Origin of the sequence: Bacteroides salyersiae WAL 10018 = DSM 18765 = JCM 12988, assembly GCF_000381365.1 — a bacterium.
Taxonomy (GTDB): domain Bacteria; phylum Bacteroidota; class Bacteroidia; order Bacteroidales; family Bacteroidaceae; genus Bacteroides; species Bacteroides salyersiae.
This window is the reverse complement of the sequence record NZ_KB905467.1, coordinates 1,159,286-1,180,604: the sequence shown is the minus strand read 5'-3', so window position 1 is coordinate 1,180,604 and position 21,319 is coordinate 1,159,286. Positions and strand designations below refer to the sequence as shown.

Sequence of the window (21,319 nt, the reverse complement as noted above, 5' to 3'; positions counted from 1 at the left end):
GTCGCCGTATATAATAAAACGATAGGGTACTTGTAGCTTGTGACTTATAGCCCGTTACTTATATAACTTGTACTCAACAAAAATGAAAAAACTACTTACGAAAGGACAGATAGCCCTGCTCGTCATCTTTTCAGTGCTGATTATAGATCAGATTATCAAAATCTGGATTAAAACCCACATGTATTGGCACGAAAGCATCCGCATCACCGATTGGTTTTATATCTATTTCACTGAAAACAATGGCATGGCATTCGGTATGGAAATCTTCGGGAAACTATTCCTCACCACCTTCCGTATTGTTGCAGTCGCTTTAATTGGCTGGTATCTTTATAAAATAGTAAAAAAAGGATTCAAAACCGGTTATATCATTTGTGTTTCATTAATTCTGACCGGAGCATTAGGGAACATTATCGACAGTGTATTCTATGGGGTAATCTTTAATGAAAGCACCCATTCGCAAATTGCCAGCTTTATGCCCGAAGGAGGAGGATATTCCACTTGGTTTTATGGTAAAGTGGTAGACATGTTCTATTTCCCGATAATCGACACCACCTGGCCCACTTGGATGCCGTTTGTAGGTGGGGAGCACTTCATATTCTTCAGCCCTATATTCAACTTTGCCGATGCCGCCATCAGTTGTGGTATCATTGCGCTGCTTCTTTTTTATAGCAAATATCTGAACGAGTCTTACCACTCACACGAAAAAAAAGACGAAGACAGAAAATGAAAAAAGACTTCCGGTTTCAATGGTGTATCCTATGCTTGCTGATAATATTTGCAACAGGTTGTAAGGTGAAAAGACCCAGTGAGGTTCTTCCGGAATCAACAATGGAAAATCTGTTGTATGATTATCACATTGCCAAAGCAATGGGAGACAACTTGCCATATAATGAAAATTACAAGAAAGTGCTGTATACGGATGCCGTATTCAATAAATACGGTACGACTAAAGCAGTTTTCGATTCATCAATGGTATGGTATACACGTAATATGGAAGTTTTAGCTAAAATATATGAGAAAGTAAGCAAAAGACTGAAAACACAGCAAAACGCAATAAACCAGTTGATTGCCATACGTGATAAAAAACCGATGACATCTGCTCCCGGAGACAGTATCGACGTATGGGCATGGCAGCGTATGAAACGACTGACGGGGATGCCTACAGACGACAAACTGACCTTTGTATTGCCTTCGGACAGTAATTTCAAAGAACGTGACACATTGATATGGAAAGTGCGTTATCAGTTCCTTGAAAATGGACCGGACACGACTTTAGCCGCTTTGATGGCCATGCAAATCCTATTTGAAAACGACAGTATTATCAGTGGAACTCAAAAAGTAGTAAATTCCGGTATACAAAGTATCTGTTTACAATCGGATACCTTAGGAGCTATCAAAGAGGTGAAAGGGTTCATATATTACCCAAGAGAAAAAACTCCTCAGACTTTAGTGCTCGATCAAATAACATTGATGCGCTATCACTCTAACGACACCCTGAAAGCATTGAATGATTCATTGCAAAACAGCGATACTCCTAAACCGGATACCACCAAAGAGGAAAAAGAAAAAGCTCCCGAAGAGAACACAGATGCAGTAAAGACAAATTTGCAACATCCACAGAGACTTAGTCCGGAGGAAATGAATCGCCGTCGTAGTAATCAGCAACGGGAGGAGGTAAAACCGGAGCAGCTCAAAGTAGAAAAGAAACATATACAGACAGAAAAGTTAGAATTAAAGCAGGATCGGCAAATGAACCAACGCCGCCGCCTGCAGAAGCAAGTACAACAATGAAACGTTTCGCTTCCCATTATTTATATGTACCGGATACCGGATTTCTGAAACAACACGTAATAGAGGTGGAAGAAGAATATGTCGTAAATTTCTTCCCCCTCACAGAAGAAATAGAATCAGTAGAGTGGATGCCCGGTGTTATAGAATTAGTTCCGGAAAAAGGAAAACTTCGTGCCTATCTTCTATCCCCTTTCAATTTCCAAACGATGCAGCCTGTCGCCGGAACTCAGCGCAGACGATTGCCGTAGCAATCGCTACATTAAGTGACTCGGACGTTTCACGCTCTTGCGGATAGTTAGGAATGTACAATTTCCGGTTAATCAATGTTTCTATTTCTTTGCTGATTCCATTTCCCTCGTTTCCCATTACAATCAGTCCGTTACGGGATAATTGCTGTTCATATATGTTTTCTCCATCCAGAAAAGTACCATAAACAGGAAGATCAGCAAGTGAACGAATCAGATCGGGCAGGGGAGTATAAGACACTTTAACACGGGCTATCCCGCCCATAGTAGCCTGTACGGTCTTAGGATTGTATACATCCACCGTATTGGGCGAACAGAATATATGCTCTATCCCAAACCAATCGGCCAAACGGATAATTGTTCCTAAGTTACCCGGATCTTGAACATCGTCCAAAGCAAGACAAAGGGAATTTTGAAAAACAGTTCTATCTATAGAGTATTCGGGCTGTTCAAATATGGCAAGTACTTGCTGCGGCGTTTTCAAAAGGCTGGCACGCGATAAATCGTCCTGGCTGACCTCTACCACCTCGTTTGCCACAACCGACGGATGCTCTCGCAGCCAGGAAGAGGTAGCTGCCAAAAAACGGCAAGAGAAGCAACCTAACAAATCACCGACCAGCTTAGGACCCTCGGCCAAGAAAACTTTCTCTTCCTTGCGAATCTTTTTCTGTTCCAATGAACGGATATACTTGATCTTATTTTTGCTTAATGATAACATATGCATTCCTTATTTACGGCAAAGCTATAAAGATATTCGCAATATTCCTCTTACTCTTACTTCTTTTTCTATAACTATTTTCTTATGATTAACAATATTTATAACGATAAATATATACTATCTATTTAAATTTCGTAGATTTGTTTAAAAATAGTAGATTGATTATCAATAGTAAATAAAAAACAATGGAAAGACTTACACAACAGGAAGAAGAAGTAATGCTTTACTTTTGGAAGTTAGGCCCCAGTTTCATCAGAGATGTATTAAATCAGATGCCCACACCTAAACCACCATATACCAGTGTGGCTTCGGTAGTACGTAATCTGGAGAAGAAAGAATATCTGTCTCCTTTCAAACTCGGTAATTCGATCCAGTATCACCCCGTTATTAAAGAAAGTGATTACAAAAGATACTTCCTGAGCGGAGTGGTCAGCAATTACTTCACAGGTTCATACAAGGAAATGGTTTCATTCTTCGTACGGGACCGTAAAATCAGTAAAAAAGAACTGGAAGATCTTATTGACATAATCGAAGATGAAGAATCCTAAATAAAGCCAGCAATATGACACTTTTCATTTTATACTTTATCAAAGTAAATGTGGCATTAGCCGTATTATACCTCTTTTATAAACTGCTGTTTAGTAAAGATACATTTTTTGGTTTACGCAGGCTGATGCTGATATTGATTTACATCACCGCATTCACTTATCCATTGCTCAATTTTTCCAACTGGATAATAACGGATAGTGGCAGTGTCACGGGACAAGTCGTAAGTACTTTATATAAAAAGGTATTGCCGGAAATAACGGTCTTCAGCAATGTAACAACCGAACCTACCGTCTATTCGTGGGCTATGATGCTTCTTGCGGGTACTTACCTAACGGGAGTAATATTCTTATTGACACGCACATTGATGGAAATCTGGAAAACCAGCATCACACTTCATCGCAGTAAGAAAACGGAAATAGACGGTATTCGCGTATGTCTGGCGGATGCAAAACAAGAACCTTATTCTTTCTTCAAATGGATTTACATCCATCCGGACAGGCACAGTGTGAAAGAGATAAAAGAAATATTGGTACATGAACAGACACATGTGCGTGAACTCCACTCGGCAGATATCTTATTGGCACAGATTGCCATTATCATTTGCTGGATCAATCCGTTCGCCTGGCTTATCCGAAGCGAAATGCGCATCAATCACGAATATCTGGCAGACAGAAAGGTGATAGCAAACGGATATGACAAGAAGACTTATCAATATCATCTTTTGGGACTGGAACATACTCAACTGGCTGCAGCAAATTTATATAATAACTTTAGTGTATTACCCTTAAAGAACCGAATTAAAATGTTAAACAGAAAAAGAACCCGTAACATCATGAAAAGCAAGTACCTGATGTTTATCCCCGTAGCCGCTTTATTAGTTTTATTCAGTAACTGTACGAATACTGCCGAGGAAGCAACGAAGGAAGAAGAAAAAGTGGATGTGAAATTTGTACCGACAGAAGTGAAATCGGATACAATCGACACTCAAGATGAAGTTTTGGATATGGTAGAAGTAATGCCGGAGTTTCCAGGAGGAGTTAAGGCATTGATGAGCTATCTGGCAAAAAACATCGAATACCCGAAAGAAGCAGAAAATGCAGGTATGCAAGGACGTGTTGTCGTACAATTCGTTGTTAATACAGACGGCAGCATCGAAGATGCCAAAGTAGTCCGTGCAGTCGATCCTTTATTGGACCAGGAAGCCATACGTGTAATCAACACAATGCCGAAATGGAAACCGGGAATGCAGGACGGCAAGACAGTACGTGTGAAGTATACCGTACCCATCATGTTCCGCCTGAAATAAGCGGCAGACAGAGATAAAACATTGAAATTACCAATAGTTCGCCCTTGTGAGGTTGTAAACAACTCCGCAAGGGCGAATTAGCATTTATTATTTCCCCATACAGAAAAATTCGTTTATATTTGTAGACTATTTGAGGCAACTATATAAAACCCTATGAGGAGAGGATATCTTTACACGTTACTGTCTTTTGCTATCTTGGTGCTGCTGGCTTCGTGTTCCGCTACAAAATTTGTACCGGAAGGTTCCTATCTGCTGGACGAAGTAAAGATATCCACTGATAACAAAGAAGTAAAACCCTCCGGCCTGCGAATGTACGTAAGGCAGAATCCCAATGCCAAATGGTTCAGCCTGATCAAAATGCAGTTGTATGTATATGATCTTTCCGGTCGCGATTCAAGTAAATGGTACAATAAATTTCTCCGGAAAATAGGCGATGCTCCTGTTATTTATAATGAAAATGAAGCAAGGCGTTCAGAAGAAGAGATAACCAAAGCTGTCCAGAATTTAGGCTATATGGGAGCTTCCGTAAAGCGAGTGACCAAAACAAAGAAAAAGAAACTAAAGCTTTACTATGAAGTGACCACCGGAAAACCGTATACTGTCCGTTCACTCAACTACGACATTCAAGATGCAAAGGTCGGCGAATACATGCGGAAAGACTCTGCCAATACTTTATTGAAGGAAGGCATGTTGTTTGATGTGAATATATTGGATGCGGAAAGACAACGGATTACAGACAACCTGCTGAGAAACGGATATTACAAGTTCAACAAGGATTACATTTCATATACGGCGGATACGGTACGTAATACTTATCTTGTAGACCTTACCTTGCATTTGCAACCCTACACGACACATGCGGATGACACTCCGAAACCACACAATCAATATCACATCAATAAAATAAACTTCATTACGGATTATGATGTACTTCAATCTTCCGCATTGAGCAGTATCGAGATCAATGACTCGATACATTATAATAATTACCCGATCTATTATAAAGACAAACTTTACTTACGCCCTAAAATACTGGCTGACAATCTGCAATTCTTTTCCGGGGATTTATTTAACGAACGTAACGTGCAACGTACGTATTCTAATTTCGGCCGCCTGCCGGCACTCAAGTATACCAATATCCGTTTTTTTGAAACAATGGCGGGAGACAGCACAATGCTGAATTGCTATGTGATGCTTACCAAGAGCAAACACAAGTCGATATCCTTTGAGCTGGAAGGCACCAACTCGGCGGGTGACTTGGGAGCAGCCGCTTCGGTATCTTTCCAACACCGGAATCTGTTTCATGGCTCGGAAACATTCATGATGAAATTCCGTGGTGCATACGAAGCCATCACCGGTCTGCAAGGAGATTATCGTAACAATAATTATACGGAATACGGAGTAGAGACCAGTATTAATTTCCCCAGTTTCTTATTTCCTTTTCTGAATTCCGACTTCAAGCGTAAAATAAAGGCAACGACTGAATTCGGTTTACAATACAGTTATCAGTTGCGTCCGGAATTCTCACGCACCGTTGCATCTGCTTCCTGGAGCTATAAATGGACACAGCGCCAACGGGCACAGCACCGCATCGACCTGATAGACATCGGATATCTTTACCTGCCTTGGATCTCGAATAAATTCCGTGAAGACTATATCAACAAAGGACAAAATCATATTTTTGAGTACAATTATAAGAATCGTCTCATCGCCCGTATGGGATATAGTTATAATTTCAATAGCGCGGGAAATTCATTGGTCAACAATACTATCAGCTCCAATTCATATTCTATCCGTGCCAATATAGAATCGGCAGGAAATATTTTATACGCTTTTTCGAAAGCAACCGGTATACGGAAGAATGATGATAATGAATATGCCATTTTGGGCATTCCATATGCACAATATCTGAAGGGAGATTTTGATTTTGCGAAGAATATCCGGATAGACCATCGTAATTCATTGGCATTTCATGCAGGATTCGGTATAGCTGTTCCGTATGGCAATGCAAAAACGATTCCTTTTGAGAAGCAATATTTCTCGGGAGGTGCCAACAGCGTTCGCGGATGGTCTGTACGCGATTTAGGGCCCGGTTCATTCCCCGGAGATGGAAACTTCCTGAATCAATCGGGAGATATCAAGCTGGATGCCAGTATTGAATACCGGAGTAAACTGTTCTGGAAGTTTCAAGGAGCAGTCTTTGTAGATGCCGGTAATATCTGGACCATTCGCGACTATGCCAACCAGCCCGGAGGTGTCTTTAAGTTTAATGAGTTCTACAAGCAGATTGCCGTAGCCTACGGAATAGGCCTGCGTCTGGATCTTGATTTCTTTGTATTACGTTTCGACGGAGGTATGAAAGCAATCAATCCGGCGTATGAAACCCAAAAGGACCATTGGCCCATCATTCATCCCAAATTCAGTCGGGACTTTGCATTCCATTTCGCAGTGGGTTATCCATTTTAACCAGCCACCGTTCACTTTCCTTTATCAAATGGAGAGTATCCTGCTTTTCCGGTACAATAACAGATGCACCGTTAAAGAAATTGATGCTCAAGCTGTTTTTTACGGAGCAGACAACAGTGGCATCCCCTTTTTCTTTATTCACCTGTGTATCGACAACACTAACTGCAACCGGCCCTCTCGCCTTTACTTTATCAACGTGTTGTTGTGTGGTATTGGTGGCAATAAAACTGATATACGGAAAGGAAGCGGCAGTCGCCATATCTTTAGCAGCCATATAATCGAGATCATAGACGGCTTCGCAGAATGAAACAGCGTTTACGGTAGCTTCATGGGGGGGAGGAGTATCTTGACAAGCAGTCAAACTTATAAGAACAGAAAGGTAAAAGAGACGTATTTTTTTCATAATCCATAATAAATAAAAAAGATGAAACATACTTGTATAAAAGGATGTTTCATCTTTGGATGTTTCTTTATGACATAGATTAACGAGCAGCAAACAGCAGGCCGTTCATTGTCATCTGACGTGCAGCAAGGGTACCTTGAGCATCCAGAGTAACAGTCATCGTTTCACCGTTAGGCAAATACATCTGAGCCGTACCATCGTTGTTCATCTTCAGGATTTCAGTACTTTCACCGTCAGCCACTACATTCCAAGTATTCGCTTCCTTGTTGTAGATCAAGTCCATAGTAGCCTTTTCACCTTCTTTTGTGATTGAATAACCGTTCTCAAGAGTTTCTACCAGATAATTACCGTTTTCTCCTTTTACTTTCTTAACATCTCCCACATTGGCCATCGGATTAGAACCGCTCCAGAATTCAATAGAGTTAATCACTAACGCATCTGCCAGATAAGCGACACCATACACCGGTATGATATTCATTGCCAGGAATACAAGTTCATTAACGAACTTATTTCCAACTGACTGGTTCCAAGAAGAAACGCGGTTGAACAAACCAAATGAACCTACACATGAACTAAACAAAATGGTACCGCTAAGAGCAAAAGCAGCAACCAGTGTAAATCTGTTTTTCTTCATAATTTTGTTTTTTTAGTTGGTATTTTGTAAAACGTGTAAGATTTATGTAAGCCATAAACCTCCCTTAATAGAATGCAAATATATACTTTTTAATTAATAGAAGCAAAAGACTGTTGTTTTTCTATTTTAGAGACTATTTAAATTTTCCTCTTGAAAGTATTTATGAGTTTATTTGGAGCAAAATTAAAGCAGGCTTAGCCTTTCCTTCGTTTGCCCAGTTCTTTTCCTAATAAATAATCAACGGAGAACTTACCGGGACCGGAAATATACATCAGTATAAATACCACCAGATAGATAAGTGCCAACTCTTTTGTGGCAAAAGCATCGTTACCGTGAATAACAAAGAAAGCCATCCCCATTGTAAAAATCATCGGCAGCATCGCCAAACGATAGAGCAACCCCACGATAAAGGCCATAGAACATACCAGTTCTCCAAAAATGGCCAGCCCCAGAGACAAAGGACTTCCTACTCCCAACGGATCGGGAAAAGCAGCGGATAATTCCTGAAAATTACTCCATTTCTGTATACCATGATTCATTAAAAGCAGACCGAAAAAGACACGTAATATCAATAAAAACAGGGAAGCTCCCGTACTATTGGGATTGGAAGGAAATAAGAATTTATAAATCATAAAGTTTCATTTATTAGTTTGTAATTTATATATATAAACAACGGCCGGTCTCACATTGTTTCAAATTCAGTGGAATAATATGACACAAAAATAAAGATACAAAGCATTTTATTCGTTTTCATCCTCTTTTTCTTTCTTTACCGGCTTTATTATCAGTCTTAAAGACGGATCGTAAGTGAAATAGCTCCACATCCAATCGGTAAAGATGAAAAGTTTATTCTTAACCCCGACAATACTCATCAGATGGATAAAAAGCCAGACCGCCCAAGCAAGGAATCCTCCGAAACGGATATTCTTTAACTCGACAATAGCATTGTTGCGGCCTACGGTAGCCATCGATCCTTTATTATGATAGACAAACGGCTTTAGAGGAAGCCCTTTTTCTATATTATTCAGATTATGGACTAACAACCTTGCCTGCTGAATGGCCGGTTGTACCACTTGAGGATGCCCACGCGGATAATCCTCGGAAATCATCAAGGCCGTATCGCCAATAGCAAATATATGATCGCTTCCGGATACCTTGTTGAAAGCATCTACCTTCAAACGATTTCCCGGCCCGTAAGCATCTGCGGGCAGTCCTTCCAGACTATTGGCTTTTACACCTGCCACCCAGTAGATATTTGCCGAAGGCAATACCGTACCGTCTCCCAATGTCAGCAAATCATTTTCGTAATCCACTACTTTGGAATTGACTTTTACCTCGACACCTTTCTTTTGTAAATAATCCCGTACCTCTTCGGAAGATTTCTCCGAAAAGGCAGAAAGCAGGCGAGAGCCGGCATCGATAAGCACAATCCGCATCTTCTTCATATCCAAGTCGGGATAATCCTGCGGAAGAATGAATTTTCTCATTTCCGCCAATGCCCCCGAAAGTTCGATACCGGTAGCACCACCACCCACGATAATGAATGTCATCAGCTTCTCCCGTTCTTTCGGGTCGGTGGTATTCTGTGCTTTTTCAAAACTCTCCAACACTTGATTACGATTGTACAACGCTTCGGCCGTTGTTTTAAGCGACATAGTTTTCTCAGCCATCTTGTTGTTACCGAAATAATTTGTATAACACCCGGTAGCAATCACCAGATAATCATAATCGATTGCACCGATGGAAGTCTCCAAGAACTTCTGTTCCGGAATAACCCGATGGGCTTCACAAATACGGATGTGAAAATATTTACGCTTTTTAAAGATTTTGCGAAATGGAAAAGAAATGGCACTCGGCTCAATACCGGCTGTGGCAACCTGATAAAGAAGAGGCTGAAAGAGATGATAATTGTTTTTGTCCAGCAATACAACTTGGAATTGGTCATTCTTCAACTTACGTGCCAGCTTCAAACCTCCAAAACCACCGCCTACAATGACTACTCTCTTCTTTTTCCCTCTGTCGGGAATATCTATTTTATTCATCATGACATTATTATATTAATCTGATAGTATATTAACATCAGAATGAAAAGAAATGTTTTTATAAGTAACATTTTCGGAGCATATTTTTGTCAAGAGCAGTTTTATGCATTATTAACCGTAAAGAAGCTGTTTCGGCAGATTTCTTCGGCAGCAAGACAACAAAGTATGTAAACGGAAATATCAAATAATGAAACGGAACATAAGATACCGGGGTAAATACATTATATAGCGGGGGAAAGTTCGCTATGAACCGTTGTTAAGCGACATAAGCACCGTGCTCAGAAGGCCTTATGAATGCTCCTAAATAAGAAAAGGAGAAAGTTGTCCGCTTCCTCCTTTTAGTGCAATTTAATCTGAATCTACTTTATGATTACAGTGGCAAAAGTACGTTTTTTCCACTTGATATCCAAACAGACGGGCATGATTATTTTATCCTTTATTCCGTCTGTTCGTCCTCTACCACATATTCTATCTCGTGTGCCTCTGTCAGTAAGGGAATTTCAAGTTTGCCAAGCATCATATCCAAGGCAGCTTCCGGTAACGGATATTCTCTCTCCCGGTTCTGTTTTCTCCAGACCGAATAAGGCTTCTCGATATATACCACCTTAATCCGGGCACCATATTCTGCAAAGAGATTAATGAGCTGGAAACGCATCATGACGGTGATATTCGTTGCATTCCAAATAAATCCCTGACCTTTTCGCAGATAGGCGCGAGCCTGTTTCTTCGCTTCCTGCACCACCCATCCGTTGGCCGATTTATCCGTAGGACTCAGCTTATTCTTCCGTCGGATGTCATCCAGACTGATAACAGGTAAATTCGTTCCAGACGTTTCGATATAATGGTCTTTTCCCATTCCGGGCAGGCCGGACAACAGGATAACGTCGCATTTAAACTTCTCATATGGGATGTAGTCGATATAGCTTTCTGCCGTATGGAAATAACGGAAACGGGCATGGTCGGTAGTAAACTCCCTGCTTTTCTTCCAACATCCCTGCTCACGGCAAAAGAGTTCAAAAAGATCCAATGACTCCAACAATTCCTCCCTATCTTGACAGATACGTCCTCTTATATCCGCTTCGGCAAGCATCCGGAGCTGCGAAGTATCCAGCCTGAAAGCAACTTCGGCAATCTTGCGCACAGGATCGGTCTTTTCCATCAACCAAAGAGGAAGCCCGTGAAACCTGACAAGCGAAGCTATTTTTTCACGAATCGCAAAAGGTGTCGGGAGATCCCTATACAACAAAGTACGGACCGTATATTCCCCCTTACGTGCATGTCCTCTTGCAATAATACGGCCATCGCTTTCGACCACTGTGGCCGACCGCTTTTCCACATCATGCAACAAAGCAGCCGTCCACAATATCTCTTTGTCCTGCCCACCAAGGTCGGAATAGGCCGGCAACTGCTGTAATTCTTCTATCACTTTCCAAGTATGAACGGCCACGTTTCCTTCGGCGTGATATAACTTATCCTGCGGCACCTCATTCATATTCCGTGCCCAATCAAATTGCTGTTCGATCGAATCACGGCTTTTATTATCTGTAAATTTCCAGATCATTTTCCTTATTCTTTATTATCATTAAATTCCCAGAAAAGCCGGGCACGCTTCCAGTGGCGTGTCCAATGCTCATCTGTCTTCACATGTCCCTTACGGACATACTTAAATACATTATGGGCAAATTCACCCACCGGATATTCACCTATATTTCGGGTGACTATCCCTTCGCGGGTGCAATCTTCCCCCGTAAGAGGATCTTTTGTTCCAAAGACTCCCGGTTGCCGGGCAAGTGCAAGCACCTGTTGCCGGAGCTGCTCTTGAGAAAGTTCTTCGACTGTCTGAAACTGCAATTCGGGTACAGTCGGAAGATCGAATGCCGCTGCATAGAATTTCACCTCTTCCCACGACAGCCATTTGTCAAGACAACGCACGGCAAAAACATAGAAATAAGATTCCAACCGCTTATATTCGATGGAATGCACGGCATAAAGGTTCTCACCGAACAGTTCCAGATTTCCCAGATCATATTTCATCAGTTCCCAACGTTCACGAAGCTGCCGTGTCCACGGTGAAGTGGTAGGAGCGGCATGTGAACGGGCAAATACCCCGGCACTGTTCAGACAATTATTCTCACCATCGAGCTTTTCGGTGTGTACCAGGGTTCCAATCTTCCGGATATCTTCCCAATAATTAGAGTTGATGCGGTCGTCACTGGTAGTTCCCGGTGAAAATGGGAAATGATAAGTGCGGCCATATTTTTCTGATAACATTATACTTTTCAATTAATTAAACATTCTTTTTGATCCTTCAAAAGCCAATCGGGCTGAATTCAAAATAAACTTATTCCTTATTCATCCTTACGATACGAGGAAGGAAGCGCCCTTGTATCTCTACCAGATCACTTTGAGCCCGCATTACCCTCTCGATATCTTTATACGCTAAAGGCATCTCTTCCACGCTGCCACCGATAAGAGTGACACCTGCTTGTGTCAGGTATTTTTTTAAAGCAGATTGCGTGAAAGTGTTTTGAGCCTGCTGCCGGGACATGGCCCGCCCTGCACCATGCGAAGCGGAACAAAGAGATTCGGAGACTCCTTTGCCACAAACCAGATAGCCGGGCGTAGCCATACTACCGGGAATCAGTCCCGGTTGGCCTTTACCTGCAGGTGTTGCCCCCTTTCGGTGAACAATTGCAAATTGTCCGGGAGTAATTTCTTCTCTCCAAGCAAAATTATGATGGTTACTCACATTCGAAAGCGGAGTCAACCCCAATGCCTTTGCAAGATTGATGTGAATCCTTTCATGGCAAGCCTGTGCATAATCTCCTGCAAGGTTCATACTCATCCAATACGCTTGTCCCTCTTCCGAACGGAGATCAAGCCAAGCAAAATGCTGTGCTTCGCGAGGAAGTTTACAGGATTCGCGGGCCAGAAAACTATAATGCTGTGCAATCGCGGCTCCCAAACCACGTGAACCGGAATGAGATAATAAAGCGACATAATTTCCGGCAGGCAACTGCAATGCGTTCTTTTCCTGCAACTCCAGTTCACCGAAGTTAACAAAATGATTTCCCTGCCCCGATGTTCCCAGTTGGCGCACAGCTTTACCATGCAACTTTTGCAGTAGAGGGGTCAGACGAAACTCTTCCCGATCCAATACTTCGTGTTCCTGTATGAATTCCAACCCTCCATCCATACCGAAATGTGTGTATTCTTTCAACGCTATCTTAGCCTGATGTGCATACCGCCTGAGAAAATCCGGTTTCGCATCGAAAACCGTCAGACTCATCCGGCAGCCAATATCCATTCCGACAGCATAAGGTATAACTGCATTATCCACAGCCAACACACCGCCGATAGGCAATCCATAACCGGCATGTGCATCGGGCATCAACGCACCCGTCAATGTTACCGGCAAACGCATTGCCAATTCCATCTGTTGCTTGGCAGTGGTTTCTATAAATTTATTGCCGTAAATCTTATAGCCCAACGGCAGCTCTTTCAATTCATAAACTTGAAAATTTCTTTCTGTAATGGTAGGAGAGAGGCGTTCTGCCAATTTTCCCCACACATCACTATTCTTATAGTTCTCAGGATTATCAAGTACATCCGCCAACTGCGCCAGAATCTCTTCTTTACTTTCGTGCTTGCAATATTTGCTTACAACAGTAACAGCCAAACTACGCGCCACATTATCGGTATATCCTAATTTACTCAAATCTTTTAAACGTATTCCCATGTTCTTTTTTCCATAGTACACCCGACCTGTACAAGAGACCAAATTCAATCTCCCGCAATAAACAGGCGGCTACATACTCGTTGTCAATGCATAAAAGAGCAGAAGTAATCAACCTTCTTGTCAGATACGACAATCCTCTTTCACTGCACTGAAGTGATTAAAATAAAATAATTAATGATGATAGGACTAATCAATCTTACCCCCGACAGCAGTATCACGAGAGGGGATAGGATCATTCAAGATAATAAAATTGCTAAGGCTCTTCCTCCCGATGAGCCATCTTAGTCCCGATTTTGATGTGTTATTTCTCCAACATAATGAATACCCTTTCCAATTGTTTTTAAAGGGTGAATACTAAATTTATCGCTGCAAATGTAATTCCTTTTTTAGTTCCGACAAAGCATAAAGAACATTATTTTAAAAATTACGTCTACAGTATTTGCTATTTTAAAATAAAACCTTACCTTTGCACCCGAAATAAAAAGCAGGCACTCTTAGCTCAGTTGGTAGAGCAACTGACTCTTAATCAGTGGGTCCAGGGTTCGAATCCCTGAGGGTGTACAAAAGGAATGACTTCGGTTATTCCTTTTTTTATGCTTTAAAACCATCATCGATTTGAATCAAAACTTCCCTATCCAATATGTAAATTAAGAAGTATACCGAAATGCAAAGAAATTACCGTTTTAAGTATAAATTAACCGATCCGTATAAGAAAAATAGTTTTAAGAAGTAAAATTAAAAATATAAATATTACTTTCGTTCATTCAATAAATCTTTAAAACCAACTAAACATGAAAAAATTAATTTACCTGTCTGCTTCCGCAGCACTTTTACTATCAATTATCACTTCGTGCAAGCAAGTTCCAACCACTCAAACCATCAACGGAATCGTATATGATGCAAGTATGAATAATATAACAGTCATTTCCAATCAAGGAGATACGATAAATATCAGCACAATGGACACCAATCCCCAAAAAGTTCCCGGAGTTCTGCTAAATGATTCAGTAAAAGTAACTTGCAGTACTGAAAACATAGACGGGGTTCAGGTTTTGAAGGCTGCGGAACTGACAGTTACTGCCCATTCGCCTTATTATTATATTCAGGGAACCTGGCTCGAACCCAATCCGATAAATGCCCAAGAGATGCAAGGATTCACTCTTAATCCAAACGGGACAGCCCAATCGGTAAATATGGCAACCTTACTTATAAAAAATTGGAACTTGGATAATAAAACGTTGACTTTACAATACGAAAGTATCGGTAACAAACAAACAATAATGGGAACAGATACTCTGAGCATCACTAAGATCGATGCTGATTCACTCATTTTATCCAAGAATACAAATGTAATATGGCGATTGGCAAGGAAAAAGTAATTCTCATTAGTATATATCTTCCTTAAACGATCTGATAAAAAACAGATTAAGATACGATACAGTATCCTACATTCCGCAATATGTTACAAACTCTCCGGCTTCCAAGAGAGAAGCCGGAGGCAATATGCAATAATCCCCCCCTGATTTTTTACCTGACAATCACAATTTTCTTACTCTTGATTGCAAAAGCCGTTTCAACCGTACAGATATAGCAAATTGATTCTTTAAAAAGAGAGATAATAAATTCATTCTTTCCCGTCTTTGTCTTTTGTACCGATAGAGCCTTCACCAAATTACCACTTATATCATACAGCCGTACTGTTACCGGGACCGGAGTATCCAATAAGACCCCAATCTTGAGTTTATCTCCCGAAAGAGTCCAGGAAAAGTCCAGATTATCAGATTTCTCAGGCAATATATCCATCCCCGTTATTGGCTCCCTTAAGTCCACATCTCCCAATTGATAAACCTCTGCGGCAGCCAGCAGATAACAACCGATGCCAAAATCCTCAAAATCGGCCGCACGGTCAAACAACACCGGTTGCCCGTCTTCCGGTTTCGCTCCCGCACCCTGCACATAACCTAAAAAGCCATCGGCATGAACGGCTACTTTACACATCGCATTCCAACCACGAATCACACACGGCAGATATCTCTCCCGGTCCAATATTCCGGCATGGATACCATAAGCCATGCCCGCCACAAACAAGGCAGTACCCGAAGTTTCCGGTCCGGGGGACCGCGTATCGCCCGTATTCAAGGGAGCAACCAGACTAACTCCCCAAAAACCATCCTCACGCTGACAAGCCAGCAGAGCATCGGACATCAGAACAAAATCATCCATATATTGCTGACGGTGTACTACCGTATCGGGAGAATAATACAGCACACGCGCAAGAGCCATATATACCCAACCATTTCCTCGCGACCAATAGCACGGCTTATCTGCCTCTTTTAAATCCATGTACGGAGGGTCATAGTTATAATCGCGATACCAAAGCCCGTCTTCAGTATTAAAAAGCGGAAGTCCGCCACTCTTTTTACTGCCGCCATGCTGGTTACGGGTAAACATATATATTTCGTACATGCGCCGGAAATACCGTTCATCTTTTTCAATTGTCCCCAGTTGGGCAAAAATAGGCATAGCCATCTGTACGGCATCCACCCAATACCAGTCATCAACCACATTCGTGGCAAGCATATCATCGATAAGTTTTTTGATATGGGTTTTCCTCACAGTCTGCGCCGGATTGAGCATATACATATCCAGATACGCCTGTCCGCAACATTGGAAATCAGCATGTCGTTCTTGCTTCTTTTCCGATGCTTTCCATCCGTGATGGTTCCCCCAATCTTCAGTATATTTGAGCCAACGCTCATCCTGATGTTGGCGATAGAGAGACATCAACCCCTCATAATAGACACTACGAGTCCATATCTTACTGGTACGTTCTTTGTTGCCCACATAGGATTTGGCACCTACATCGGGATATGTACGCATAAAGTAATCATTCACCAACGTCGCATAACGTAAAGTTTCGGATTGCGTAAGAACAAGAGAATCCCTTGTTTGCCATGCACAGATCACACAAGGGCTGAAAATAAACAACAGAGATGAAAATAACAGATGCAAGGTTTTCATATTCGTATCAGATTCCGTTTTCTATTTGTCTGGAACGATGCAAAAATAAGCTCTTGGCCGCCCTGCGTTCCTATTACTTTTGGCGGAAGTACTCCTATTATTGATAAAAACTGATATAATACCGAATACATTTCCTACTTCCTCGATAATCCTTACAGTTGATAAGCCTCTTTTTATACCATTCTGTTTTTCGTATTGGCACGTATCCTGCTCAAGTGCTCCGATGAAATACCAAGATAAGATGCGATATAACGCAACTGCACACGCTGTAAAATCTCCGGTTTTTCTTTCAGAAGTTGCAAATAGCGTTCGGTTGCAGACATAGAAAGGTTAGAAATCAGGCGATGTTCGGTTTCTACAAATTCTTTTTCAATCAACTGTCGCGCCCAATTACATACTTCGATATCCTGCCGGTACAATTGCTGTAATTGCCCAAGATCCATTTTATACAAAACGGCATCCTCTAAAAGTTCTATCGTCTCATAGCCTTTCTCTCCATTCACATATCCTTGCGCAGAAATTATAATGTCATTTTCCATCCCAAACCAAATGCTGACATCTTTACCGTCCACTTCAATATAAGCCCTGGCAATTCCTTGCTTTATCAGATATACATCGCGCTCTATTTTATCCCTATTGATCAGAACATATCCCTTGGGATAAGAAATCTCATTCCAGATCAACTTCAACTTAGCCATGACACCCTGCAAGGGAACATGTTCTAAAGAACGAAAAAGCGGTGTAGTGCCCATAACTTGACTTTGTTTCTTCGACAAATATAACCGATTTTATTCACTAAAACACTTAATTGATAATTATCAACTGCTTTTTCTGACGAAGCATCTACCTTTACCGAAAATTTTAAATAAACGGATTATGGCATGGTTGTTATTAATTGGGGCTGGAATATTGGAGATAGGATGGCCTCTGGGATTTAAACTGGCAAGTATTTATGAGAAATATTTCTATCTGTTCATCACTGTTTCCATCATTTCTATGGGAACAAGCGGATTTCTTCTCTACCTCGCACAAAAAACAATTCCAATCGGTACGGCATACGTCATCTGGACGGGTATTGGAGCAGTAGGAACCGTTCTTATCGGTATCTTTTTCTTTCATGATTCGGCTAATATATTCAGATTGCTGTTCGTTCTGTTGATTCTGATAGGAGTGGTAGGCTTGAAAGTGGTACACTAAACGAATCTATTTACGATTAGACGATTTACAATTTACGATTGGAATTGCCTTTTACCAAATTTCAAGAGCCCCCATTTTGTCCCTTATGTTCTTCTGTCCGGCACAAGAAGTACAAGGGGGGGGATACAAAAAAACCGTTGTATTTATTTGAAATACAACGGATTCTTTAAACTTATCAAATTACCTGTACACCCTCAGGGATTCGAACCCTGGACCCACTGATTAAGAGTCAGTTGCTCTACCAACTGAGCTAAGAGTGCTTATCTTTTCTTTTGCGGTTGCAAAGGTAGATTTTTTATTTTATTTAGCCAAACAAAAGAGAAACTTTTTAGTCACTTTTTGCAGGCTTTATTCGAACTCATATAGTTCGGACGGCGTACTCCGCTTTAACGCAAGCAGTTGCACATCCTTCCCTACAATGATACCTTTATTCTTTAATTTCCATTCCACTGTTTTATATGCCAATTCCGGATGGTTATTGTCTTTGCTGAGATGGCAAAGCCATATATAATGTAAATGTTCAGTGAAATTCTCAGCAAGAAACTCGGCTGTTGCCAGATTGCTCATATGCCCCGTATTACTTGATATGCGTTCTTTCAGATATTGGGGATAAGATCCCATTTTCAGCATCTCGTCATCATAGTTGGCTTCAAGAATCAGATAGTTAGCTTTCCGGATGTATTTGGCGGCAGTAGGGGTTATCTCTCCAAGGTCAGTCAAAAAAGAGAACACCTTCCCGTCTATTTCAATGCAATAGCCCACATTGTCCGTCCCGTCATGCGGAACCTCAAAAGACTCTATGTGAAAATCTTCCAGTTCCATCGGTTGTTCCTTTTCCAGATAGCGCACGGAAGAGTGCAGCTTCTCAGTCATACAATAACTCCTGTTGATTCCGGTATGAATACGGGCCGTTGTATAAACCGGAATATTCATCTTTTCACCCAAATGCCCCACGGCTTTGATATGATCGGCATGGTCATGAGTCACAAATACGGCACGTATCGACTCCATCGCTACATTGATATCCCTTAGTGTTTTCTTTATCGTTCGTATTCCAATACCGGCATCAATTAATATTCCATATGTATCAGTACCCAGATAGTAACAGTTTCCGCTACTGCCACTTGCCAGGCTTATAAATCTTACTTTCATGTTTTATCCTCTTCTTTAAAATGCAAATTGCCGTCAACTTTTGTGGCAAAGTGACGGCAAATATACATAAAAAAGAAGATAATTAGCTTTATGCTTTCTTCTTTTTGTCGATGGATTGGGTGATTTTAGCGAAAATAAGAAGTGCAATAGCAGCTACCAATCCGATACCTGCAAAATAATACCAGATATAATGAGCATTCACACTGGCAGCCTCCCATGCTTCACGAGACTCAAACAAAACAGGATCCGGACAATATTTAGTCAACAGCACACCTGCCAGCCCAAAACCGAAAATAGAGGAGAGAAAAGAGTGCAGATGACTAAATCCCAAGTACATACCCTCTTCCCCCTTAGGCGCCTGCAACGAAAAATACTCAAGGTATCTCGGAGAGATAAAACACTCTGCCAATGCCTGTATCACAATACCGGCTATCATCATCAAGGTAATATTGCTCATACCGGAAATGACATCATTGCCAAGCAGATTGCCCAATGCCATCAATAATGCCGAAATCGGAATGAGGAACATACCGATATTCATAGAAGTGATAGCCGTACGTTTAGCCATCCAACGGGTGATAAATCCAACACAACAGACTACGACAAAAGGGTTCACATTGGCAATCCAACCCGGTTTTGCCGTTTCACCGGCCATACGGATAACATACTTCGGCATTGTAGCATACAATTGCTGCTGCACCATCCAGAATCCGGTTATAATAAGGATCAAGATAAGCAGGCGCCAGTTAGTGATAATCCGCAAAAAACCTTGCCCGATCTCACGCATGCTTTTTCCTTCTCCCGCCGTATGTGTCGATTTATAAAAAAGGATTACCGCCAGAAGAGCCAAAATGGTCATTGCACCCGAAAAATAATTAATATAGATATATGCTTGCTCTCCAATCAGATTCCTTAGCGGGTCGATAATAGTCTTACCGGTGAAAGCGCCGATATTTACCATCATATAGAAAATGGAATATCCGCGTGCACGTGTAGTTTCGGTTGTCTCTTTGGCAACAGAAGCCGATATGATGGATTTAATAAAAGAACCACCGATCATTAATATCGTCAGAATAGGCACAATCATCCATCGCGCATTACTATCCGGCAAACCGGAAAAACGTGTCACCTCGCCATAAGTCACCAGCCCGGCCGATTCAAGAAGAGTAGGCAATGTACCTAACCCTAAATATCCGATGGAAAGAAGCGAAAAGGCAATGATCATCGACTGGCGGAAACCTATCTTATCGGCATAAGCTCCCGAAAAAATAGGAAGCAAATACAACCCACCGGAAAAAAGACCGGATATCATACTTGCTTCTAAATCATTGAATCCTAAAATACTGGATAAATAGATCGTGAGAACGATAAACACGGCATAGTAAGCCATGCGTTCAAACAGTTCGACTGTGTTGCTGACCCAGAAAGCTCTTGTGAACCCTTTGGCAGCACTTTTAGGGGAATTGTTCATGTAGATTTTTTATATTTAATGTGTTAATTCAGTGCAAAGATATATTTTTTTCAGCTATTTGTCTGTATATTTGTCCGCTATAACACCAAAGAAATGATAAAATGAAAATAGCTGTAGACTTTGACGGAACAATTGTAGAACATCGTTATCCACAAATCGGTAAAGAAATTCCTTTTGCCATCGATACTTTAAAAATGCTGCAACAAGAGGGACATTGGCTGATATTGTGGAGCGTACGCGAAGGAAAACTGTTAGAAGAAGCCGTAGAATGGTGCAAAGCACGGGGACTCGAGTTTTATGCAGTCAATAGCGATTATCCGGAAGACGACGCTCCCAAAGGTGACCGCTCCCGTAAGTTGAATGCGGAAATGTTTATAGATGACCGCAACTTGGGAGGTCTTCCCGATTGGGGAGTAATTTATCAAATGATAAAGGGAAATAAGACCTTTGCCGAAATACACAAACAAGAACCGGCCAAGAAGAAAAGAAAATGGTTTTAACATAAAAAAGAAATACCGCAAGAGACTTCTAATCCTACTTGCGGTATTTTTTTATTATCTATACGGGCATGTTCGTCTTGCCTGT

General features: G+C 41.3%; 21 protein-coding genes and 2 tRNA genes. 10 read left to right on the top strand and 13 right to left on the bottom strand.

The window, feature by feature from the left end:
* Positions 1-82 precede the first annotated feature (82 nt).
* From HMPREF1532_RS16250 to HMPREF1532_RS21025, 3 genes are read left to right on the top strand one after another with little or no spacing between them, the layout of a single operon-like run.
* Positions 83-727 (top strand): lipoprotein signal peptidase, encoded by a 645-nt coding sequence (locus HMPREF1532_RS16250; RefSeq protein ID WP_005931899.1) that lies wholly within the window; start codon positions 83-85, stop codon positions 725-727.
* A complete protein-coding gene (locus HMPREF1532_RS16245; RefSeq protein ID WP_005931896.1) occupies positions 724-1,791 on the top strand; it encodes a DUF4296 domain-containing protein in 1,068 nt (355 codons plus the stop codon). The genes HMPREF1532_RS16250 and HMPREF1532_RS16245 overlap by 4 nt, the downstream gene beginning before the upstream one ends.
* Positions 1,788-2,039, top strand: a complete 252-nt coding sequence (locus HMPREF1532_RS21025; protein WP_005931893.1) for a hypothetical protein — start codon at positions 1,788-1,790, stop codon at positions 2,037-2,039. Before HMPREF1532_RS16245 ends, HMPREF1532_RS21025 begins: the two co-directional genes overlap by 4 nt.
* Here the strand turns inward: HMPREF1532_RS21025 and HMPREF1532_RS16240 are convergent.
* Positions 1,984-2,754, bottom strand: a complete 771-nt coding sequence (locus HMPREF1532_RS16240) for a TrmH family RNA methyltransferase (protein WP_005931890.1) — start codon at positions 2,752-2,754, stop codon at positions 1,984-1,986. The two genes, HMPREF1532_RS21025 and HMPREF1532_RS16240, sit on opposite strands and share 56 nt — an antisense overlap.
* Positions 2,755-2,939: 185 nt before the next feature.
* Between HMPREF1532_RS16240 and HMPREF1532_RS16235 the strand changes: the two genes are divergently transcribed.
* The 3 genes from HMPREF1532_RS16235 to tamL all read left to right on the top strand — a co-directional run bounded on the left by HMPREF1532_RS16235 (position 2,940) and on the right by tamL (position 7,075).
* The gene (locus HMPREF1532_RS16235) at positions 2,940-3,302 is read left to right on the top strand and encodes a BlaI/MecI/CopY family transcriptional regulator (RefSeq protein ID WP_005931886.1); all 363 of its coding nucleotides are present in this window, start codon (positions 2,940-2,942) and stop codon (positions 3,300-3,302) included.
* Between the two features lie 14 nt (positions 3,303-3,316).
* Entirely contained in the window at positions 3,317-4,609 is a 1,293-nt protein-coding gene (locus HMPREF1532_RS16230) for a M56 family metallopeptidase (RefSeq protein ID WP_005931884.1), read from the top strand.
* 153 nt (positions 4,610-4,762) lie between these two features.
* A complete protein-coding gene (gene tamL, locus HMPREF1532_RS16225; protein ID WP_005931882.1) occupies positions 4,763-7,075 on the top strand; it encodes a translocation and assembly module lipoprotein TamL in 2,313 nt (770 codons plus the stop codon).
* On the opposite strand, the gene HMPREF1532_RS16220 is transcribed toward tamL, so the two are convergent.
* From HMPREF1532_RS16220 to HMPREF1532_RS16190, 7 genes are all read right to left on the bottom strand, one after another.
* Entirely contained in the window at positions 7,029-7,478 is a 450-nt protein-coding gene (locus tag HMPREF1532_RS16220; RefSeq protein WP_005931880.1) for a nuclear transport factor 2 family protein, read from the bottom strand. The two genes, tamL and HMPREF1532_RS16220, sit on opposite strands and share 47 nt — an antisense overlap.
* Before the next feature lie 79 nt (positions 7,479-7,557).
* Positions 7,558-8,112 carry a DUF3332 domain-containing protein gene (locus HMPREF1532_RS16215; protein ID WP_005931878.1) on the bottom strand — a complete coding sequence of 185 codons (555 nt, stop codon included), beginning with the start codon at positions 8,110-8,112 and terminating at the stop codon, positions 7,558-7,560.
* A 194-nt stretch (positions 8,113-8,306) separates the two neighbouring features.
* Positions 8,307-8,744 (bottom strand): DoxX family protein, encoded by a 438-nt coding sequence (locus HMPREF1532_RS16210; RefSeq protein WP_005931876.1) that lies wholly within the window; start codon positions 8,742-8,744, stop codon positions 8,307-8,309.
* 108 nt (positions 8,745-8,852) lie between these two features.
* The gene (locus HMPREF1532_RS16205) at positions 8,853-10,157 is read right to left on the bottom strand and encodes an NAD(P)/FAD-dependent oxidoreductase (RefSeq protein ID WP_005931874.1); all 1,305 of its coding nucleotides are present in this window, start codon (positions 10,155-10,157) and stop codon (positions 8,853-8,855) included.
* 433 nt (positions 10,158-10,590) lie between these two features.
* Positions 10,591-11,715 carry an AAA family ATPase gene (locus tag HMPREF1532_RS16200; protein WP_005931872.1) on the bottom strand — a complete coding sequence of 375 codons (1,125 nt, stop codon included), beginning with the start codon at positions 11,713-11,715 and terminating at the stop codon, positions 10,591-10,593.
* A gap of 5 nt (positions 11,716-11,720) precedes the next feature.
* Positions 11,721-12,425 (bottom strand): RNA ligase family protein, encoded by a 705-nt coding sequence (locus tag HMPREF1532_RS16195; RefSeq protein WP_005931870.1) that lies wholly within the window; start codon positions 12,423-12,425, stop codon positions 11,721-11,723.
* A 70-nt stretch (positions 12,426-12,495) separates the two neighbouring features.
* Positions 12,496-13,893, bottom strand: coding sequence for an RtcB family protein (locus HMPREF1532_RS16190; protein ID WP_005931867.1), 1,398 nt, complete (start codon positions 13,891-13,893; stop codon positions 12,496-12,498).
* A 488-nt stretch (positions 13,894-14,381) separates the two neighbouring features.
* Between HMPREF1532_RS16190 and HMPREF1532_RS16185 the strand changes: the two genes are divergently transcribed.
* Positions 14,382-14,454: transfer RNA gene (locus HMPREF1532_RS16185), tRNA-Lys, on the top strand.
* Positions 14,455-14,684: 230 nt separating this feature from the next.
* Positions 14,685-15,272 carry a lipocalin-like domain-containing protein gene (locus HMPREF1532_RS16180; RefSeq protein ID WP_005931861.1) on the top strand — a complete coding sequence of 196 codons (588 nt, stop codon included), beginning with the start codon at positions 14,685-14,687 and terminating at the stop codon, positions 15,270-15,272.
* A 148-nt stretch (positions 15,273-15,420) separates the two neighbouring features.
* Here HMPREF1532_RS16180 and HMPREF1532_RS16175 read toward each other — a convergent pair whose 3' ends face one another.
* Complete coding sequence (locus HMPREF1532_RS16175; protein ID WP_005931858.1) at positions 15,421-16,914, bottom strand: glycoside hydrolase family 88 protein; 1,494 nt, start codon at positions 16,912-16,914, stop codon at positions 15,421-15,423.
* A 173-nt stretch (positions 16,915-17,087) separates the two neighbouring features.
* Positions 17,088-17,666: a Crp/Fnr family transcriptional regulator gene (locus HMPREF1532_RS16170; protein WP_025819055.1), complete on the bottom strand. Its 579-nt coding sequence runs from the start codon at positions 17,664-17,666 to the stop codon at positions 17,088-17,090.
* Positions 17,667-17,790: 124 nt separating this feature from the next.
* On the opposite strand from HMPREF1532_RS16170, the gene HMPREF1532_RS16165 reads away from it, so the two are divergent.
* On the top strand, positions 17,791-18,111 hold the full coding sequence (locus HMPREF1532_RS16165) for a DMT family transporter (RefSeq protein ID WP_005931853.1): 321 nt from the start codon (positions 17,791-17,793) through the stop codon (positions 18,109-18,111).
* A 187-nt stretch (positions 18,112-18,298) separates the two neighbouring features.
* Here the strand turns inward: HMPREF1532_RS16165 and HMPREF1532_RS16160 are convergent.
* The 3 genes from HMPREF1532_RS16160 to HMPREF1532_RS16150 form a co-directional block, all read right to left on the bottom strand.
* Positions 18,299-18,371 (bottom strand) — tRNA-Lys (locus HMPREF1532_RS16160).
* A gap of 88 nt (positions 18,372-18,459) precedes the next feature.
* The gene (locus HMPREF1532_RS16155; protein ID WP_005931850.1) at positions 18,460-19,263 is read right to left on the bottom strand and encodes an MBL fold metallo-hydrolase; all 804 of its coding nucleotides are present in this window, start codon (positions 19,261-19,263) and stop codon (positions 18,460-18,462) included.
* 88 nt (positions 19,264-19,351) lie between these two features.
* Positions 19,352-20,734, bottom strand: a complete 1,383-nt coding sequence (locus HMPREF1532_RS16150) for an MFS transporter (RefSeq protein ID WP_005931848.1) — start codon at positions 20,732-20,734, stop codon at positions 19,352-19,354.
* A 101-nt stretch (positions 20,735-20,835) separates the two neighbouring features.
* On the opposite strand from HMPREF1532_RS16150, the gene HMPREF1532_RS16145 reads away from it, so the two are divergent.
* Complete coding sequence (locus HMPREF1532_RS16145) at positions 20,836-21,234, top strand: BT0820 family HAD-type phosphatase (protein ID WP_005931844.1); 399 nt, start codon at positions 20,836-20,838, stop codon at positions 21,232-21,234.
* The last annotated feature ends 85 nt before the right edge of the window (positions 21,235-21,319 follow it).

Bases quoted from the DNA above. Each gene is read 5' to 3' on its own strand.
- HMPREF1532_RS16250 (WP_005931899.1), top strand. From the start codon at position 83: ATGAAAAAACTACTTACGAAAGGACAGATAGCCCTGCTCGTCATCTTT.
- HMPREF1532_RS16245 (WP_005931896.1), top strand. From the start codon at position 724: ATGAAAAAAGACTTCCGGTTTCAATGGTGTATCCTATGCTTGCTGATA.
- HMPREF1532_RS21025 (WP_005931893.1), top strand. From the start codon at position 1,788: ATGAAACGTTTCGCTTCCCATTATTTATATGTACCGGATACCGGATTT.
- HMPREF1532_RS16240 (WP_005931890.1), bottom strand. From the start codon at position 2,754: ATGTTATCATTAAGCAAAAATAAGATCAAGTATATCCGTTCATTGGAA.
- HMPREF1532_RS16235 (WP_005931886.1), top strand. From the start codon at position 2,940: ATGGAAAGACTTACACAACAGGAAGAAGAAGTAATGCTTTACTTTTGG.
- HMPREF1532_RS16230 (WP_005931884.1), top strand. From the start codon at position 3,317: ATGACACTTTTCATTTTATACTTTATCAAAGTAAATGTGGCATTAGCC.
- tamL (WP_005931882.1), top strand. From the start codon at position 4,763: ATGAGGAGAGGATATCTTTACACGTTACTGTCTTTTGCTATCTTGGTG.
- HMPREF1532_RS16220 (WP_005931880.1), bottom strand. From the start codon at position 7,478: ATGAAAAAAATACGTCTCTTTTACCTTTCTGTTCTTATAAGTTTGACT.
- HMPREF1532_RS16215 (WP_005931878.1), bottom strand. From the start codon at position 8,112: ATGAAGAAAAACAGATTTACACTGGTTGCTGCTTTTGCTCTTAGCGGT.
- HMPREF1532_RS16210 (WP_005931876.1), bottom strand. From the start codon at position 8,744: ATGATTTATAAATTCTTATTTCCTTCCAATCCCAATAGTACGGGAGCT.
- HMPREF1532_RS16205 (WP_005931874.1), bottom strand. From the start codon at position 10,157: ATGATGAATAAAATAGATATTCCCGACAGAGGGAAAAAGAAGAGAGTA.
- HMPREF1532_RS16200 (WP_005931872.1), bottom strand. From the start codon at position 11,715: ATGATCTGGAAATTTACAGATAATAAAAGCCGTGATTCGATCGAACAG.
- HMPREF1532_RS16195 (WP_005931870.1), bottom strand. From the start codon at position 12,425: ATGTTATCAGAAAAATATGGCCGCACTTATCATTTCCCATTTTCACCG.
- HMPREF1532_RS16190 (WP_005931867.1), bottom strand. From the start codon at position 13,893: ATGGGAATACGTTTAAAAGATTTGAGTAAATTAGGATATACCGATAAT.
- HMPREF1532_RS16180 (WP_005931861.1), top strand. From the start codon at position 14,685: ATGAAAAAATTAATTTACCTGTCTGCTTCCGCAGCACTTTTACTATCA.
- HMPREF1532_RS16175 (WP_005931858.1), bottom strand. From the start codon at position 16,914: ATGAAAACCTTGCATCTGTTATTTTCATCTCTGTTGTTTATTTTCAGC.
- HMPREF1532_RS16170 (WP_025819055.1), bottom strand. From the start codon at position 17,666: ATGGGCACTACACCGCTTTTTCGTTCTTTAGAACATGTTCCCTTGCAG.
- HMPREF1532_RS16165 (WP_005931853.1), top strand. From the start codon at position 17,791: ATGGCATGGTTGTTATTAATTGGGGCTGGAATATTGGAGATAGGATGG.
- HMPREF1532_RS16155 (WP_005931850.1), bottom strand. From the start codon at position 19,263: ATGAAAGTAAGATTTATAAGCCTGGCAAGTGGCAGTAGCGGAAACTGT.
- HMPREF1532_RS16150 (WP_005931848.1), bottom strand. From the start codon at position 20,734: ATGAACAATTCCCCTAAAAGTGCTGCCAAAGGGTTCACAAGAGCTTTC.
- HMPREF1532_RS16145 (WP_005931844.1), top strand. From the start codon at position 20,836: ATGAAAATAGCTGTAGACTTTGACGGAACAATTGTAGAACATCGTTAT.